The organism is Geomonas subterranea (assembly GCF_019063845.1).
Classification (GTDB): domain Bacteria; phylum Desulfobacterota; class Desulfuromonadia; order Geobacterales; family Geobacteraceae; genus Geomonas; species Geomonas subterranea.
The window spans coordinates 2,153,866-2,169,310 of the sequence record NZ_CP077683.1; the positions used below are offsets into that span (position 1 = coordinate 2,153,866).

At 61.5% G+C, this 15,445-nt stretch carries 13 protein-coding genes; 2 read left to right on the forward strand and 11 right to left on the reverse strand.

What is annotated here, in order from left to right; translation table 11 throughout:
* Positions 1-117: 117 nt before the first annotated feature.
* From KP001_RS09340 to KP001_RS09360, 5 genes are all read right to left on the reverse strand, one after another.
* Positions 118-1,359, reverse strand: a complete 1,242-nt coding sequence (locus KP001_RS09340; RefSeq protein ID WP_217289246.1) for a (Fe-S)-binding protein — start codon at positions 1,357-1,359, stop codon at positions 118-120.
* A 45-nt stretch (positions 1,360-1,404) separates the two neighbouring features.
* Positions 1,405-2,778 (reverse strand): FAD-binding oxidoreductase, encoded by a 1,374-nt coding sequence (locus KP001_RS09345; protein WP_217289247.1) that lies wholly within the window; start codon positions 2,776-2,778, stop codon positions 1,405-1,407.
* A 52-nt stretch (positions 2,779-2,830) separates the two neighbouring features.
* Entirely contained in the window at positions 2,831-3,520 is a 690-nt protein-coding gene (locus KP001_RS09350) for an LrgB family protein (RefSeq protein ID WP_217289248.1), read from the reverse strand.
* A complete protein-coding gene (locus KP001_RS09355; RefSeq protein WP_217289249.1) occupies positions 3,517-3,882 on the reverse strand; it encodes a CidA/LrgA family protein in 366 nt (121 codons plus the stop codon). Before KP001_RS09355 ends, KP001_RS09350 begins: the two co-directional genes overlap by 4 nt.
* 147 nt (positions 3,883-4,029) lie before the next feature.
* Positions 4,030-5,979, reverse strand: a complete 1,950-nt coding sequence (locus KP001_RS09360) for an L-lactate permease (protein WP_217289250.1) — start codon at positions 5,977-5,979, stop codon at positions 4,030-4,032.
* A gap of 437 nt (positions 5,980-6,416) precedes the next feature.
* Between KP001_RS09360 and KP001_RS09365 the strand changes: the two genes are divergently transcribed.
* Positions 6,417-6,968: a LutC/YkgG family protein gene (locus KP001_RS09365; protein WP_217289251.1), complete on the forward strand. Its 552-nt coding sequence runs from the start codon at positions 6,417-6,419 to the stop codon at positions 6,966-6,968.
* Positions 6,965-9,100 (forward strand): L-lactate dehydrogenase (quinone) large subunit LdhH, encoded by a 2,136-nt coding sequence (gene ldhH, locus KP001_RS09370; RefSeq protein ID WP_217289252.1) that lies wholly within the window; start codon positions 6,965-6,967, stop codon positions 9,098-9,100. The genes KP001_RS09365 and ldhH overlap by 4 nt, the downstream gene beginning before the upstream one ends.
* Before the next feature lie 151 nt (positions 9,101-9,251).
* Here ldhH and KP001_RS09375 read toward each other — a convergent pair whose 3' ends face one another.
* The 6 genes from KP001_RS09375 to KP001_RS09400 form a co-directional block, all read right to left on the reverse strand.
* On the reverse strand, positions 9,252-9,479 hold the full coding sequence (locus KP001_RS09375; protein ID WP_217289253.1) for a hypothetical protein: 228 nt from the start codon (positions 9,477-9,479) through the stop codon (positions 9,252-9,254).
* A 368-nt stretch (positions 9,480-9,847) separates the two neighbouring features.
* Positions 9,848-10,456 (reverse strand): YceI family protein, encoded by a 609-nt coding sequence (locus KP001_RS09380; RefSeq protein ID WP_217289254.1) that lies wholly within the window; start codon positions 10,454-10,456, stop codon positions 9,848-9,850.
* Between the two features lie 250 nt (positions 10,457-10,706).
* Positions 10,707-10,901 carry a GSU3473 family protein gene (locus KP001_RS09385; RefSeq protein ID WP_217289255.1) on the reverse strand — a complete coding sequence of 65 codons (195 nt, stop codon included), beginning with the start codon at positions 10,899-10,901 and terminating at the stop codon, positions 10,707-10,709.
* A 224-nt stretch (positions 10,902-11,125) separates the two neighbouring features.
* Complete coding sequence (gene speA / locus KP001_RS09390) at positions 11,126-13,033, reverse strand: biosynthetic arginine decarboxylase (protein ID WP_217289256.1); 1,908 nt, start codon at positions 13,031-13,033, stop codon at positions 11,126-11,128.
* A gap of 42 nt (positions 13,034-13,075) precedes the next feature.
* A complete protein-coding gene (nspC, locus tag KP001_RS09395; RefSeq protein ID WP_437178173.1) occupies positions 13,076-14,206 on the reverse strand; it encodes a carboxynorspermidine decarboxylase in 1,131 nt (376 codons plus the stop codon).
* A 24-nt stretch (positions 14,207-14,230) separates the two neighbouring features.
* Positions 14,231-15,427 (reverse strand): saccharopine dehydrogenase family protein, encoded by a 1,197-nt coding sequence (locus tag KP001_RS09400; protein ID WP_217289258.1) that lies wholly within the window; start codon positions 15,425-15,427, stop codon positions 14,231-14,233.
* Between the last annotated feature and the right edge of the window lie 18 nt (positions 15,428-15,445).

Consider the following 15,445-nt stretch of genomic DNA (forward strand, 5'->3'; position numbering starts at 1 on the left):
GGCACCGATACTACATTAGAGTGGCTAAGGCAACAAAATTTTTGGAGTCTGGCCGCGCCAACCGCGTCAATTTGACGCACACGTCAACACCTTTTCGGCGTACCGCGCCCCTCCCCTTCAGCCGTTGAGGCTCATCTGCAACAGTTCGGTCAAGTGGATCACCTTGACCGGCGGAGTGGCCTCGGAGAGCGCCTTTTTCAGCTGCAACAGACAGCCGGGGTTGCTGGTGACCAGGTAATCGGCGCCGGTCTTCTGGACGTTTTGCACCTTGCGCGACAGTACCCGGTCCGACATCTCCGGCTTCTCGATGTTGTAGGTGCCGGCCGAGCCGCAGCAGGCATCCGCTTCGGGAAGTTCCCGGAAGTCGATCCCCGGTATCAGGTTGATAAGGGCGCGGGGCTGGCTGCGGATCCCCTGGCAATGGGCGATATGGCACGGGTCGTGATAGGTCACCTTGAGCGGCAGGGGCTTAAGCTTCTCCTTGAGCGCACCCGCTTCGGCGGCCAGGACCTCTGAGATGTCGCGCACCTTGGTACTGAAAGCGGTGGCGGCAGCTTCGCCGTCCAGGTGGTGACCGTACTTCTTGAGTTCGGCCCCGCAACCGCCGCAATCGGTTACGACGAAGTCGAGCTCCTGGGACTGGAACAGGTCGGTGTTGAAGCGCGCCGCCTCCTTGAGCCCGTCGATGTCGTGCCCCAGCATGTTGGGCGCGCCGCAGCACTTCTGGTCCTTCGGCGTGACCACCTTGTACCCCAGGGTGGAGAGGAGCTGAACGGTGGCGAGACTCGCCTCGGTGAAGATGAGGCTCATGACGCAGCCGAGAAAGAAGCCGACCGTCCCTTTCTGCTCACCCACCGCAGGGGTCACCTCGCTGATGGTCTGGCGCAGCGGCGCCTCGGGGAGCTTCGGCAAAAGCCCCTCCATCCTCCCGAGTGCCGCCGGGAACACCTTCAAGAGCCCCAGCGAGCGGACCACCTTCTGCAGGCCGGTGCGCTGGTAGAGCCTAAGCGGCGCCGTCGCCGCCTCCAGGCGGTCCGGGTGCGGTACCAGCTTTCTGAGGATCAGCTCCTCCATGGTCGAAAGCCCCTGTTCCTGTTTTCTCTCGCAGCGGAACTCCGCCACCAGCTCGCCGGCATTCACGCCGCAGGGGCAGGCGGAGGCGCAGGCCTGGCAATCAAGGCATAGGGAGACGTATTCGAGGAACTTCTCGCTCTCCACCAGCTCCCCCTCCTGGAACTTGCGCACCAGCGCCACGCGCCCGCGCGGCGAAGCTGTCTCCAGGAAGGTTTCCTTATAGGTCGGGCAATGCGGCAGGCACATGCCGCAGCGCATGCAGTTGATCAGCTTGACGTAATCCATTATGGCCTCTTTCTTTCTGACTGGTCTGACTGGTCTGACGTCCGACTAGAAGATCTTCCCTGGGTTGAGGGTGCCCCTCGGGTCAAAGGCCCCCTTGATGCCGCGCATAACCTTCAGGCCCGACTCCCCCACCAGCTTCGGAAGGTACTTCTTCTTGGCTACGCCCACGCCGTGCTCGCCGGTGATGGTCCCACCCATGGCGATGGTTGCCTCGAATATTTCCCCGAACGCCTGGTGGGCCCTCTTGATCTCGTCCGGGTTCCTCTCATCGGTGAGGCAGGTGGGGTGCAGGTTGCCGTCGCCTGCATGACCGAAGGTGCCGATCAACAGGTCGTACTTCTTGGCGGTATCCTGGATCAGCTTCACCATGGGCGCAATGCAGCTCCTCGGCACCGTGGCGTCCTCGAGGATGGTGGTGGGACGTACCCTGGCCAGGGCCGAGAGCGCGACGCGGCGGGCGGTGGCAAGCTTCAGTGCCTCTTCGGGGCCGGCGGCGGTCTGGAAGAACGAGCAATGGTGCCGCTCGCAGATATCACGGATGCCGGCCGCGTCCTCCTCCACCTGGGCGGGATGCCCGTCCACCTCGATGAGAAGCACGGCGTCCACATCCAGGGGTAACCCGACGTGGGCGTAGTCCTCGACGCACTTGATGGTGGTGCGATCCAGAAACTCCAGCGTCGCAGGGATAATGCGCGCCGCGATGATGTGGGAAACGGTGAGCGCCGCCTGCTCCAACTGCGGGAAATGCACCAACATGGTCTTCTTGGCCTGCGGCTTGGGGATCAGTTTCACTGTCACCTCGGAGAAGACGCCGAGGGTCCCTTCAGAGGAGACGAGGAGCTGGTTCAGGTTGTACCCCGCCACGTCCTTGACCACCTTGCCGCCGGTCTTGAGCAGCTCGCCGCTGGCGAGGATGGTCTTCAACCCCATGACGTAGTCATCGGTGACGCCGTACTTCAGTCCCCTCAGGCCGCCGGAGTTCTCGGCCACGTTCCCCCCCATGGTGGAGATGTTCATGCTGCCCGGATCGGGGGGATAAAAGAGCCCCTTCGCCTCCACCTCGCGGTGCAGGGTCGAGGTGATCACGCCGGTCTCGACGGTGGCGGTCAGGTTCTCCTCGTCGATCTCGAGAATCCGGTTCATCCTGCTGGTCTGCAGCACCACGCCGGCATCAAAGGATATGGATCCGCCGGAGAGGTTGGTGCCCGAACCGCGCGGGGTGACACGCACACCCGCGCCGTCGCACAGCGCCAGCACCTTGGCGATCTCTTCGGACCTCCCCGGAAGCACGACCACCCCCGGGCGGCTCTGCAGTTCAGGGGTCGAGTCGTAACCGTAGCAGGCCAGTGATTCCGGGTCGGAAAGGGTGTACTGTTCCCCAACTATCTCGCTGAGGGCCTTTATGAAGCTATGTTCCATGGCGTTCGTTCCTTTCGTTCGTGTGAGATTGAACCGTTAGCCGCTGTCGCTGCTAGCGCAGGAAAAGAGGCAGATAGTATGGGGCCACCAGCGCGGTGAAAACGGCGGCGATGGCCATGGCAACCCCACCCATGGCGCCGGCGGTTTCGCTCTCCAGGAGCGCGACGGCGGTCCCCTGTCCATGTGACACCGTGCCCAGGGCGAGCCCGCGCGCGACCGGGCTCTGCACGCGGCACAGGGTGAGCAGCGTGGGGCCTGCGATGGAGCCGATCATCCCGGTGGCGACTACGAAGGCGGCGGTGAGGCTCGCATCGCCTCCGGCCAGGCGGGAGATCTCCACCGCGATCGGCACGGTCACCGACTTGGGCCCCAGGGAGAGGAGCACGCCATCGTCGAGATGCAAGACCCGTCCGGCCACAAGCGCCGTGGCCATGGTGGTCAGGGAACCCGCTGCGACTCCGGAGAGCACGGGGAGCGCGTGCTTGCTCAGCACCTGCCGGTTGTGATACAGCGGAAGCGCCAGCGCCACCGTGGCCGGCCCCAACAGGAAGGTCATGGCGTCCTTTGCGGGGCGGTAATCCTCCAGGGTGAGCCCGGTCGCCTGCAGCAGCACTATGATAGCGACGGTGCTGAGAAAGACCGGATTCAAAAGCGGGTGGCGGTAGGTGAGAAAGAGCCGGCGGGTGGCCAGGTACGCACCGAGGGTAAGCAGCACGAAGAGGGTGAAGAGAGTCAGGTTCACGGCTCCCTCCTGCGCTGCAGCAACTGCACCGAGATACCGGTCACGGCTGCCCCGGCCAGCGCGCTCAACAACAGGATCGCGAGGAGCGCCAAACCGCTTTTCCGCACCAGGGGACCGAAGGACATGAGCCCCACCGAGATCGGGATGAAGAAGAAGGCGAAGTGCTTCAGGAGAAACCCGCTTCCAGTTTCGATCCAGGCCGGTTGCACAACGCCGCTCGCCAGCAGGGCGAACATGAGCAGCATCCCCGCCACATTCCCGGGGAGGGAGAGATCGAGGGCGCCGACCAGGTACACGCCGAGGCGGAATACCAGCCACAGGAGTACGGTCTGCCAGGTTATCTTGATGAGGTTTGTCACCATACCATGGGCCCTTCGCGTTTTCAGGTGGTCTTGCACGCGGTATTCAGGAAGGAAGGTGCGCGGCAGGGACCGTTGCGCTTCCCGCCGCCGCAAAGGCGCCGGGAGTTCCCCGGGAGGTGCGGCCTCCCGGGGAGTTACTGCCTTCTATCAGGGGATCATCCAGGGGAAGACGTAAGCCTGCAGCGCCACGATGATGCCCATCATGGTGGTGAGGAACAGGGCGTGCTTCAGGGTGAAGCGGAACAGGTTCCCTTCCTCGCCCACGAGGCCGGTAGCTGCGCAGGCGACCGCGATGGACTGCGGTGAGATCATCTTGCCCATGACGCCGCCGCTGGTGTTGGCGGCACCGGTCAGGAGCGGGTTCATGCCGAGCTGCTCAGCGGTCACCTTCTGCAGGCCGCCGAAGAGGACGTTACTGGAGGTGTCCGAGCCGGTCAGGAACACGCCGAGCATACCGAGGAACGGAGAGAGGAACGGGAACATGGCGCCCGCCTTGGTGAAGGAGATGCCCATGCTGGTCGTCATGCCCGAGGCGTTCATCACGAAGGCGAGGCCGACTACGGAGGCCACGGTGACTGCGGGCCAGCGCATGTCGTACAGGGTCTTGCCCAGCACCTGGAAGAAAGAGCCGACGCCGACGCCGCAGATGAGCGCCGAGATGATGGCAGCGATCAGGATGGCGGTGCCTGCTGCGGACATGAAGTTGAAGGTGAACTTGGCCGCAACCTTGGCCGGGAGCTGGTCGGTGACAGCCTTGTCCAGCGCCTTGAACTGCGCCTTGTCCACCGACTTCGCCTCTACCAGTTCCTTCTGGATCTTCTGCAGGTCCTTCTGCTTCTTGTCCACCGCGTCATAGGCGGCGAGCCGCTCGGCCGTCACTACCGGCTTGCCCGCGGGGAGGCCCTGCTCGACTGCCAGCACCTTATCCTCGAGCGCCTGCAGTTCGGTCAGGCCGACCGCGAGCGCGGCCTGCTTGGCGTCAGCGGGGGAGAGCAGCGCCGCCTGCTTGGCTGCTTCGGCTTTGACCGCCGCGACCTTCTTGATGCCGTCCTCCGGTTTGGAGACCTTCTTCACAATGGCGTTGTCGAGGCCTGCGATGGGGATGACGACCTTGCTCTTGTCCAGAGAGGTCTTGACCGAAGGGATGCCCCAGACGAGCACCATGATGGTGAGCACCAGGTAGGGCGCCCAGGCGCGGAACACCTCGGCGCCGGTGTAGTCGTGGCTTTCCTTGCCGCTGAACTCCGGCTCGTGATCGAAGGTCCAGACTGTCGGCGGCTGCCAGAACTTGAGCAGGACCACCAGCGCGGCCAGGGTCAAAAGCGAGGCGGTTACGTCCGGGAGGTAGGGGCCGAGGTAGCTCGCGGTGCCCCACTGTGCCACGGCGAAGGTGACGCCGCAGACGACGATAGCCGGCAGCACCTCAATGGTCTTTTTCCACCCCGCCATGATCATGATGACGTAGAAGGGGATGAAGATGGAGATGAAGGGGAGCTGCCGCCCCACCATGGTGGAAAGCTTCATGAGGCCAGCGTCGTCGTACCCCATGACGCCGGCCAGCGCGACGACCGGGATCCCGATGGCGCCGAAGGCGACCGGAGCGGTGTTGGCGATGAGACAGACGCCCGCAGCGTAGAAGGGACGAAAGCCCAAGCCCACGAGGGTCGCGCCTGCGATGGCCACCGGGGTGCCAAAGCCTGCAGCGCCTTCGATGAATGCGCCGAAACAGAAGGCGATCAGCAGGGCCTGCAGGCGGCGGTCACCGGTCAATCCCGCCAGCGAGGCGCGGATGACCTCGAACTGCCCCCCCTTGACCGTGATGTTGTAGAGGAGAATGGTGGTTACCACGATGTAGAAGACGGGGAAGAGGCCGAAGGCGGCGCCGTGCAGGGTGGCGAGCCCCGCGAGCTTGGCCGGCATCTGCCAGACGAAGATGGCGATGGCGATTGCGGAGGCGACCGCGAGCGGGCCGGCCTTGTGGGCCTTCATCTTGAATACGGCCAGACAGACGAAGATGACGACGAGAGGTATGGCGGCAACCAGCGCGGACATCGCGAGGCTTCCCGCAACGGGGGTGTAGCTCTGAATCCATGGCATGACTGAAGTTCTCCTTTGGTTCGTGATGCTGGTATGGGCGGCAAAAAGTTGTCTATCTGCAACGAGATCGAATAGGCTCGTAAACGGCCCCTGCTAGCTGACGCCCATGGCACGAGATGCGGAGAACCGGGCAATCAAACCAAGTTATACACTTTGGTAAGGCCAATTAACCACCTTTTCATAACAGTGTCAAGTTATTTTGCATACGGCATATAAACAGCTTTACTCATGTCGTTTTTTGGACTAGAGTAATTTGGCCATATGGTAATATCTTTTTTCTCATATACCTGACGCGCATCTCACCGAACGAACGTATGACAGAGAATCACGGCAGGTTCCGGAGAATTTAAAACAGCTTTACCCTCATCAAACGGCCAGCATGGTGAGGTCGGCCGCACACCAGCGGGTAAGGCTAAAAGTGATGGAGGAAGAACAGCATGTACGAGCAATTCAAGGCCAGGGCAGTCGGGGTCGGGGCGGAGGTGCACAGGGTCACCACCTGTAGTGACGCCGTCGAATTCGTCCTGTCCTTCCTGAAGCAGGAAGGTATCGCCGATCATCCCGGCATCTATGCGGTCTGGGCCCAAGGTCCTTTCCTGGATGCGGTGGGCCGGGAGGTTCTTAGGGGAGTGCCGGGGCTTAGCTTCGAGGTGACCAGGGAGCGCGCGGCGCAGGCGAAAGTAGGCATCAGCGACATGTCCTTCGCGGTCGCCGACACCGGTTCCCTGGTTCAGGACCAGGCGGCGGCTGACCAGCGCCTTGCCTCCGCGCTGACCGGCATCCACATCGCGCTTGTGCCCACCAGCAACATCCTCGCGGACAAGACATCCCTCTTTTCCCGCATCAACCCGGCCAACAGCCGCTTCATAGCCTTCATCACCGGCCCCAGCCGCACCGCCGACATCGAGCGCGTTCTGACCATCGGCGTACACGGGCCGGAGCGGCTCATCATACTGTTCGTGGACGAGCTGGGAGGGGAGAAAAGATGAAACGGGAATTCAAGGCATCCATCAACCGGGCTTTGAACGACGCCAACCTCACCGGCGCGTTGGGGAAGTTCTCCGAGGCCTACAAGGTGAACCGCACCAAGGCTTACGAGGGAATCGACTTCGAGGATTTGCGCGGCCGCATCGCCGAGGCCAAGTCGGGCGCGGCCTGCCACCTGGACGAAGTAGCGGAGACCTTCCGCATGAACGCGGAGGCCCTCGGCGCCAAGGTGTTCCGCACCCGCGACCCTGAAGAGGTGAAACAGTATATCCTCAAGGTCGCGCGTGAAAACGGCGTGAAGAACGTGGTGAAGTCGAAGTCGATGGCCACTGAGGAAATTCACCTGAACCAGGCCCTTTTGAAGGAGGGGATCTCAGTTGCGGAGACCGACCTCGGCGAGTGGATCATCCAGTTGGCCGGCCAGACCCCGTCCCACATGGTAATGCCGGCCATCCACATGACCAAGGAGGAGGTCGCCGAGATTTTCAGCAAGGAAGTCGATGAGCGTCTCGACACCGACATCCCGCGCCTGGTCAAGGTGGCCAGAAACGAGCTGCGGCCGAAGTTCCTCGCTGCGGACATGGGGATCTCCGGCGCGAACATCGCCGTCGCGGAAACCGGCAGCATCGTCCTTGTGACCAACGAGGGTAACGCGCGCCTCGTCACCACCCTCCCCCGCGTCCACGTGGCGCTGGTCGGGGTCGAGAAGCTGGTGGAGAAGTTCGAGACAGTGGTCCCGATCCTGGATGCGCTCCCGAGGAGCGCCACGGCGCAGCTTTTAACCAGCTACGTCTCGATCATCTCTGGCCCCACCCCCAACGACGACGGCTCGCTGAAGGACCTGCATATCATCCTGATGGACAACCAGCGCACCGACATGGCCAAGGATCCTAAATTCAAACAGGCCCTGCAGTGCATCCGCTGCGGCTCCTGTCTCAACGTCTGCCCCATCTTCCGCCTGGTGGGAGGGCACGTCTTCGGCAAGGTCTACACCGGGGGGATCGGCACCATCCTCACCGCCTGGTTCGACGAGCTGAAGAAGTCCGAGGAGATTCAGGGGCTTTGCATCCAGTGCGGCAACTGCACCCAGGTCTGTCCGGGGAAGCTGGACATACCCGAGATGATCATGGAAATCCGGCGCAGACTGGTGCTTGAAAAGGGGCAGCCCCTGGTCCAGAAAGCTATTTTCAGCGTGGTGAACAACAGGAAGCTCTTCCACGGCATGCTGCGGGCGGCATCCGTGGCCGGCAAACCCTTCACCTCAGGGAAATTCATCCGCCACCTGCCGCTCTTTCTTTCCGAGCTCACCGACGGCCGCAGCCTACCGGCCATAGCGGACAAGCCGTTCCGCGATATCCATCCCGGAATCGAGCAGCCCAAGGGGAAGGAAAAGGCGGTATTCTACGCCGGGTGCCTCATCGACTTCGCCTATCCGGAGACGGGTGTGGCGCTGGTGAAGCTGCTGAACAAGGCGGGGATCGAGGTGGTATTCCCCGAGGAGCAGACCTGCTGCGGCGCACCGGCGCTCTATAGCGGCGCCTACGAAGTCGCCGCCCAAAATGCGGCCGACAACATTGCAGCACTCCTGGAGCAGGACGCCCAGTACGTCGTTTCCGCCTGTCCCACCTGCACCGTGGCGCTCGCCCACGACTTCGCCAAGACGCTCGAGGCGGTCGGGCGGACCGAGTGGCTGGACAAGGCGCGCATACTTGCCGGGAAGACGGTCGATCTCGCCACGCTCGTCAAGCGCCTGGTGGACCAAGGGCGCCTGAGCTTCCAGGAAGGTGAACAGTTGGGCAAGATCACCTATCACGACTCCTGCCATTTGAAGAGGACGCTGAACGTATCGGAGCAGCCGCGCGAGCTGCTGCAGCAGGCGGGGTATGAGCTGGAGGAGATGTTCGAGTGCGACATGTGCTGCGGCATGGGGGGGTCCTACTCCATGAAGCTCCCCGAGATCTCGGCGCCGATCCTTAAGAGGAAACTTAAAAACATCAAGGATACCGGCGCCTCCCTCGTGGCGATGGACTGCCCCGGCTGCGTGCTGCAGATCAGCGGCGGGTTCGATCAGGATGGCGCAGCGGTGCGGGTGAAGCACACCGCGGAACTGCTGGCGGAACGGCTCAAGGATTGAAGTACCTCTCCCTGAAAACGCTCCCTCACCCGCCCTTCGGGCACCCTCTCCCGGAGGGAGAGGGGACTAGCGCAAGATCATGACAAAGGTAAAAAGTAAAAGCCGCTCGAAAGAGCGGCTTTTCTCGTTACAGCGGACTACACCATCCTTGTTACGCCTTCAACTTGGCAGCCTCCGGTTTGCCCAACAGCGCCTTCACCGCACCGATGACCAGCATGGCCGCGGGAACCATCTGTCCCGCCACGATGACGGCGGCAAAGCCCATGAAAGCCCAGACAAGGATGCCAGGCTCGTCCGCCTGCGCACCATTGGCGGCAAAAGCCGACGTTGCCGATGCGACTGTTGCGATGATCGAGGTAATAGGTGCTCTCGCTTTCATGACATCCTCCTTTTAGGATCGGTCGTTAGCCTGCTGGATTCATGAAGAGCATCAAGCGTGCCAGATCCTCCCCCCTGCCCCGGCACACCCGAACACCACGCAATTACACATACTTATTCGTCACGCACGCTCTCCCCCCTGTAAAGCGGCGCACCCGATAGTATGTTTTTTTCATACACCTTCGCGCCCGTTTTTGGACCCACGCGCCCTGCCGGAGCCGCAACAGTCCGATAATACAGGGACTATTCCACGTCCGGCAGGTGTATAACCGCCACATGCGCCCGCTGCCGCTGTTCAACTGTTGAAAAGGAAGGGGGCCTCCCCTTCCCGAGGACGCCCCCTATTCGACCAGTCCCGGTGCCCGGTTGCTACTTGGCCTGAGTCATCTCAACCTCGATGTTGATCTTCACCTCGTCGCCGACCGCGACACCCCCCGCTTCAAGCATCTTGTTCCAGGTGAGCCCAAAATCCTTCCTGTTGATGGTGGTGCTTGCGGAGGCACCGCGCCTGATGGTGCCCATGGGGTCCTTGACCTCCGGCGAAAGCCCCTCGACTTCGAGCGCCACCGGCCTGGTGACCCCGTGCAGGGTGAGATTACCCAGGACCTTGAAACCGCCACCGCTCCCCTTGGTTACCCCGGTGGAGACGAAGGTCATGGTTGGATACTTGGCCACGTCCAGGAAGTCGGCACTTTTGAGATGGGCATCGCGTTTGGCGACGCCGGTATCGATAGAGGTCGTGTCGATGGTCGCCGTCACCGAGGACTTGGCAAGGTCGCGGTCATCGATGTGAACCACGCCGGAAACCTTACCAAACACCCCCTTGACGTTGGAAACCATCAAGTGCCGGACCTTGAAACCTATGCTGGTGTGGTCGGGGTCTATGTTCCAGGTGGCAGCCGAGGCGAGGACCGGTGCTGCTACTAGAAACGCTGCCATTACGAAACCTGCAATACGGGCCGCTGTGACTCTCATCATGACTGTCCTCCTCTTGGTCATTTGGTGAACCTAAAACGACATATGGATGTGCACGGAACAATGATACCATTAAGATCCGGTTTATCCATAATGAGAATTATGCCCGGAGTTGTCGGCACAGTAGATGGTGAGCTGTCTCGGAAGATGAACGCGAGAGGAGAGCGCGAAGATGTGAGGGAGATGCAGGGGGGGCGACGGTCAAGCCTCTCGCGGGGCAGGAGGCTTTTCGGCGATCGTCAAGGGGGCGGGATCAGGCAGTGGCGTGCCTTCTCTCGACTCCGCTGTACCGCTCGCGGCGCGGGGCACGTATCGGGTCAACCCCGATGCGGACCCATCCGGACGTGCGCCTGAAGCTGGAAATGGCGCCGGACTGGATTAGAGACTCCAGCATGAAGTCTTTGACGTAGTCGTATTTGTCGTCGGCGTAGTTGACCTGAATGAGCATTGCGTCCTCCATACCACGAGATGGGTCCCGCGCTGTTGTGTCAAGCGAGGTGCGACCTGTTGCCACAAGATCAAAACTTTAACACAGCCCTCTTAAAAAGTCCAAATCCTAAACCCTGAAAAATGCCGGTTATGCCGCCCATGAAACAGTAACAGGGGAAAACCGGTCGGCTTTCCCCTGTACAGTATCGACAGCAAAAAATGGAACTTTAAAAAAAGTTGAAACTATTCGCCGAGGTAGGTGTAGGACTGCAGCGTCTTGTCCAGGAGTTCCAGGAAGTGGCTGCTCTCCTCGATGGAAACCTTCTGCAGCGAGACGTCCTTCTCCAGGTTGTTCCTGACACGCTTCAGTATCTCCTGGGCGTCGTACTGCACGTACTTCAGGCTCTCCCAGGTCGCGTCGCCGGTGATGACCGTATCGATCTTGTAGTTGGTCTTCTTGTTGAAGGTGATGTGCACGGCGTTGGTGTCGCCGAACAGGTTGTGCATGTCCCCCAGGATCTCCTGATAGGCGCCGATCAGGAAGAAGCCGATGTAGTACTGCTCGTCCCCCTTGATCTTGTGCAGCGGCAGCGCCTTGGTCCTGCCGTTCTCCCCCACGAAGCTGGTGATCTCGCCGTCGGAGTCGCAGGTGATGTCCGCGATGGAGGCCAGGACGTCCGGCTTCTCGTCCAGGCGCTGGATCGGGACGATCGGGAAGAGCTGGTCGATGGCCCACGAGTCCGGGATGGACTGGAACAGCGAGAAGTTGGCGAAGTAGGTCTGCCTGAGGCTCAGCTGGAAGTTCTGCAGCTCGTCCGGGATCGGCTTCATCTTCTCGACGATGGAGTTGATCTTCCTGATGATCTTCGAGTAGATCCACTCCGCGTTGGCGCGCTCGGCCATGTTCAGGTAGCCCAGGTTGAAGAGGCTCACCGACTCCTGGATCAGCTGGATGGTGTCGTGGTAGTCCTCACGCAAAGAGTGCTTGTCGATGCTCTTGTAGATGTCGACCAGCTTCTTGACCGTCGGGGACATTTTCTCCGTCTCGGTGAGAATGAACTCGAAGTCCGGCATGAGCGTCTGGGTGTTGTTGTTCAGGACGTCGGTGATCAGCACCGAGTAGTGCGCGACCGTGGCGCGCCCCGACTCGGAGATGATGTTCGGGCACGGTACGCCGGCGTCGTCACAGATGTTCTTCACCTGGTAGATGACGTCATTGGCGTACTCCTCGAGCGAGTAGTTGACGCTGGAGAAGTAGCTCGACTTGGAACCGTCGTAGTCGACGCCCAACCCCCCGCCGATGTCCAGGAACTCGAGGTCGACGCCCAGTTTCCTCATCTCTGCGTAGATCCTGGTCCCTTCGATCAGGGCGTTCTTGATCTTGTCGATCTTGGTGATCTGGCTCCCCACGTGGAAGTGGAGCAGCTTCACCGTGTTCAGCATGCCGTTTTCACGCAGCATGTCGATGGCGGCGATGATCTCGGATATGCGCAGGCCGAACTTGGCATCCTCGCCGCCGGAGGTGGACCACTTGCCGATTCCCTTCGAGGAGAGCTTGACGCGGATGCCGAGCTTCGGGGTGATGCCGGTGCGCTTGGCGACCTCGACGATCTTCTCCAGTTCGAAGAGCTTCTCCACCACGATGGTGATGTCGTAGCCGACGCGGGTGGCGAAGAGGACGGTCTCGATGAACTCGGTGTCCTTGTAGCCGTTGCAGATGATGGGGAGGTTGCTCCCGGTCACCATGGAGATGGCCGCCACCAGTTCCGGCTTGGAGCCGACCTCGAGGCCGATGTTGTACTTCTTGCCGAAGTTGGCGATCGCCTCCACCACCTGGCGCTGCTGGTTCACCTTTATCGGGTAGAAGGTCTGGTACTTGGCCGGGTAGTTGTTGTCGTGAATCGCGTTCTTGAACACGCGGCTGATGGAGGCGATGCGCCCCTCCAGGATGTTCATGAAGCGCAGCAGGATCGGCGGCTTGATCTTCCTCTTGATCAGGTCGTCGACCAGCACCTTGAGATCGATGGAGTATTTTGAATTGGGGGTCGGATGCACGCAGACGTTGCCCTTCTTGTTGACTGAGAAGAGTTCCGCGCCCCAGTTATCGATGTTGTAGATCTTCGAGGAATCGTTGATGGTCCATTTAGCCATTTTCAGTTCACCATGTTCAGCAAAGTGGGATGTTGACAGTCATCACGACAGACGGTTCTTGAAATCTTCGTAGCCGAAGCTGCGCACGACGCGCAATTCCCCGGTCTGCGGCTCATAGGTACAGATATGCGGATGTTGGATGCCGTTGAACATGGTCGTTTTGACCATGGTGTAGTGCGACATGTCCAGGAAGGCGAGCTTCTCCCCCGGGACCAGCTCGTGGTCGAAGGACCAGTCGCCGATGACGTCACCCGCAAGGCACGACGGCCCGCCCAGGCGGTAGTCGTGCGCCTTCTCCCCCGGCAGGAACCCGGCCTCTATCTCGGGGCGGTAAGGCATCTCCAGGATGTCGGGCATATGGCAGGTGGCCGAGACGTCCAGGATGGCGATATCCGCCTCGTTGCGCACCACGTCCAGCACCTCGGAGACCAGGATGCCGGTGCCGATGGCGATGGCCTCGCCCGGCTCCAGGTAGACCTCGAGGCCGTACTTCTCACGGTAGTAGCACACCAGCTCCACCAGCGCGTCGATGTCGTACCCCTCGCGGGTGATGTGGTGACCGCCCCCCAGGTTCAGCCACTTCATGCGCGGCAGGAACTCCCCGAAATTCTCCTCGAAGGCCTTGGAGGTCCGCTCCAGGGGTTCGAAGAGCTGCTCGCACAGGGTGTGGAAATGGAGCCCTTCCACGCCGGAGAGCGACTTGCCGTCGAACTCGGAGCGCAGGATGCCCAGGCGCGACTTGGGCGCCGCCGGGTCGTAGATCGGCGTGTGACCCTCGGAGTGCCCGGGGTTCACCCGGAGACCGATCGACACCTGGCCGGCGTACCGCTCCCACATGGGGCGGAAGCGCTCCAGCTGGTTGAAGGAGTTGAACACCAGGTGGTTGGAGGTGGTGAGCAGCTCCGCCACGTCGCTTTCCTTGAAGGCGGCTGAAAAGCTGTGCACCTCCTTGCCGAACTCCTCGCGACCAAGGCGCGCCTCCCAGGGGGAGCTGGCGCAGATCCCGTGCAGCGTCTGGGCGATGACCGGGAAGACGCTCCACATGGAAAACGCCTTCAGCGCCAGAAGGATCTTGGCGCCGCTGCGCTTTTGCACCTCGTCGAGTATGGCCAGGTTGTGGCGCAGCCGCCCCAGGTCGACCACGAAGGCCGGCGACGGGGCGAGCCGCGTCATCTCTTCCACGTGCAGTCTGGTCACTTACAGTTCCGCCCAGTCGCCACCGTCGACTACCACGGTGGGGAGCCCCATGGGGCCCAGGGTCTCTATGAACGCCTCCGGATCGAACTGCTCCATGTTGAACACACCTTCGCCGCGCCACTTGCCGGTCAGCATCATGATGGCGCCCACCACGGCGGGGACGCCGGTGGTGTAGCTGATGGCCTGGCTCTTCACCTCGCGGTAGCACGCCTCGTGGTCGCAGATGTTGTAGATGTAGACCTGCTTGCGCTTGCCGTCCTTGATGCCGCGGGCGATGACGCCGATGCAGGTGCGCCCCTTGGTCAGCGGACCGAGGCTGCCGGGGTCCGGCAGAACCGCTTTCAGGAACTGCAGCGGCACGATCTTCTGTCCGTTGAACTCCACTTCGTCGATGCGGGTCATGCCGACATTCTGCAGCACCTCGAGGTGCTTTAAGTAGTTGTCCGAGAAGGTCATCCAGAACTGCGCCTTCTTGATGGTCGGGATGTGCTTGACCAGCGATTCCATCTCCTCGTGGTACATGCGGTAGATGTTCATCGGGCCGATGCCGTCCGGGAAGTCGAAGACGCGCTTGGTGGCAAGCGGAGCGGTCTCGACCCAGTCGCCCTTCTCCCAGTGACGGCAGGGAGCGGTCACCTCGCGGATGTTGATCTCCGGGTTGAAGTTGGTGGCGAAAGGCTGGCCGTGGTTGCCGGCGTTGGCGTCGATGATGTCGATCTCGTGCACCTCGTCCAGGTACTTCTTCGCCGCGAGGGCGGTGTAGACGTTGGTGACGCCCGGGTCGAAGCCGGAGCCGAGCAGTGCCATGAGCCCCTGCTCCTTGAAGCGGTCATGGTAGGCCCACTGCCAGCTGTACTCGAACTTCGCGGTATCGAGCGGCTCGTAGTTGGCGGTATCCAGGTAGTCCACGCCGGTCGCCAGGCAGGCGTCCATGATGGTCAGGTCCTGGTACGGCAGCGCCACGTTGATGACGAGCTTCGGTTGCTCGCGTTTGATCAGCGCGATCAGCTCGGGCACGTTGTCGGCGTCCACCTGGGCGGTGCCGATCGGGAACTCTATCTGGTCCGCTATGGCGCGGCACTTGGATTCGGTGCGGGAAGCGAGGGTAATGGCGGTGATCACGCCGGTTGCCTGGGCACACTTGTGGGTAACTACCCCACCTACACCGCCTGCGCCGATAATCAATACTTTGCTCATTTGACTAGCTCTCCTCTT

Bases quoted from the DNA above. Each gene is read 5' to 3' on its own strand.
- nspC (WP_437178173.1), bottom strand. From the start codon at position 14,206: ATGACGCGGCTCGCCCCGTCGCCGGCCTTCGTGGTCGACCTGGGGCGG.
- KP001_RS09380 (WP_217289254.1), bottom strand. From the start codon at position 10,456: ATGATGAGAGTCACAGCGGCCCGTATTGCAGGTTTCGTAATGGCAGCG.
- KP001_RS09360 (WP_217289250.1), bottom strand. From the start codon at position 5,979: ATGCCATGGATTCAGAGCTACACCCCCGTTGCGGGAAGCCTCGCGATG.
- KP001_RS09365 (WP_217289251.1), top strand. From the start codon at position 6,417: ATGTACGAGCAATTCAAGGCCAGGGCAGTCGGGGTCGGGGCGGAGGTG.
- KP001_RS09385 (WP_217289255.1), bottom strand. From the start codon at position 10,901: ATGCTCATTCAGGTCAACTACGCCGACGACAAATACGACTACGTCAAA.
- KP001_RS09375 (WP_217289253.1), bottom strand. From the start codon at position 9,479: ATGAAAGCGAGAGCACCTATTACCTCGATCATCGCAACAGTCGCATCG.
- KP001_RS09345 (WP_217289247.1), bottom strand. From the start codon at position 2,778: ATGGAACATAGCTTCATAAAGGCCCTCAGCGAGATAGTTGGGGAACAG.
- speA (WP_217289256.1), bottom strand. From the start codon at position 13,033: ATGGCTAAATGGACCATCAACGATTCCTCGAAGATCTACAACATCGAT.
- KP001_RS09400 (WP_217289258.1), bottom strand. From the start codon at position 15,427: ATGAGCAAAGTATTGATTATCGGCGCAGGCGGTGTAGGTGGGGTAGTT.
- KP001_RS09355 (WP_217289249.1), bottom strand. From the start codon at position 3,882: ATGGTGACAAACCTCATCAAGATAACCTGGCAGACCGTACTCCTGTGG.
- KP001_RS09340 (WP_217289246.1), bottom strand. From the start codon at position 1,359: ATGGATTACGTCAAGCTGATCAACTGCATGCGCTGCGGCATGTGCCTG.
- ldhH (WP_217289252.1), top strand. From the start codon at position 6,965: ATGAAACGGGAATTCAAGGCATCCATCAACCGGGCTTTGAACGACGCC.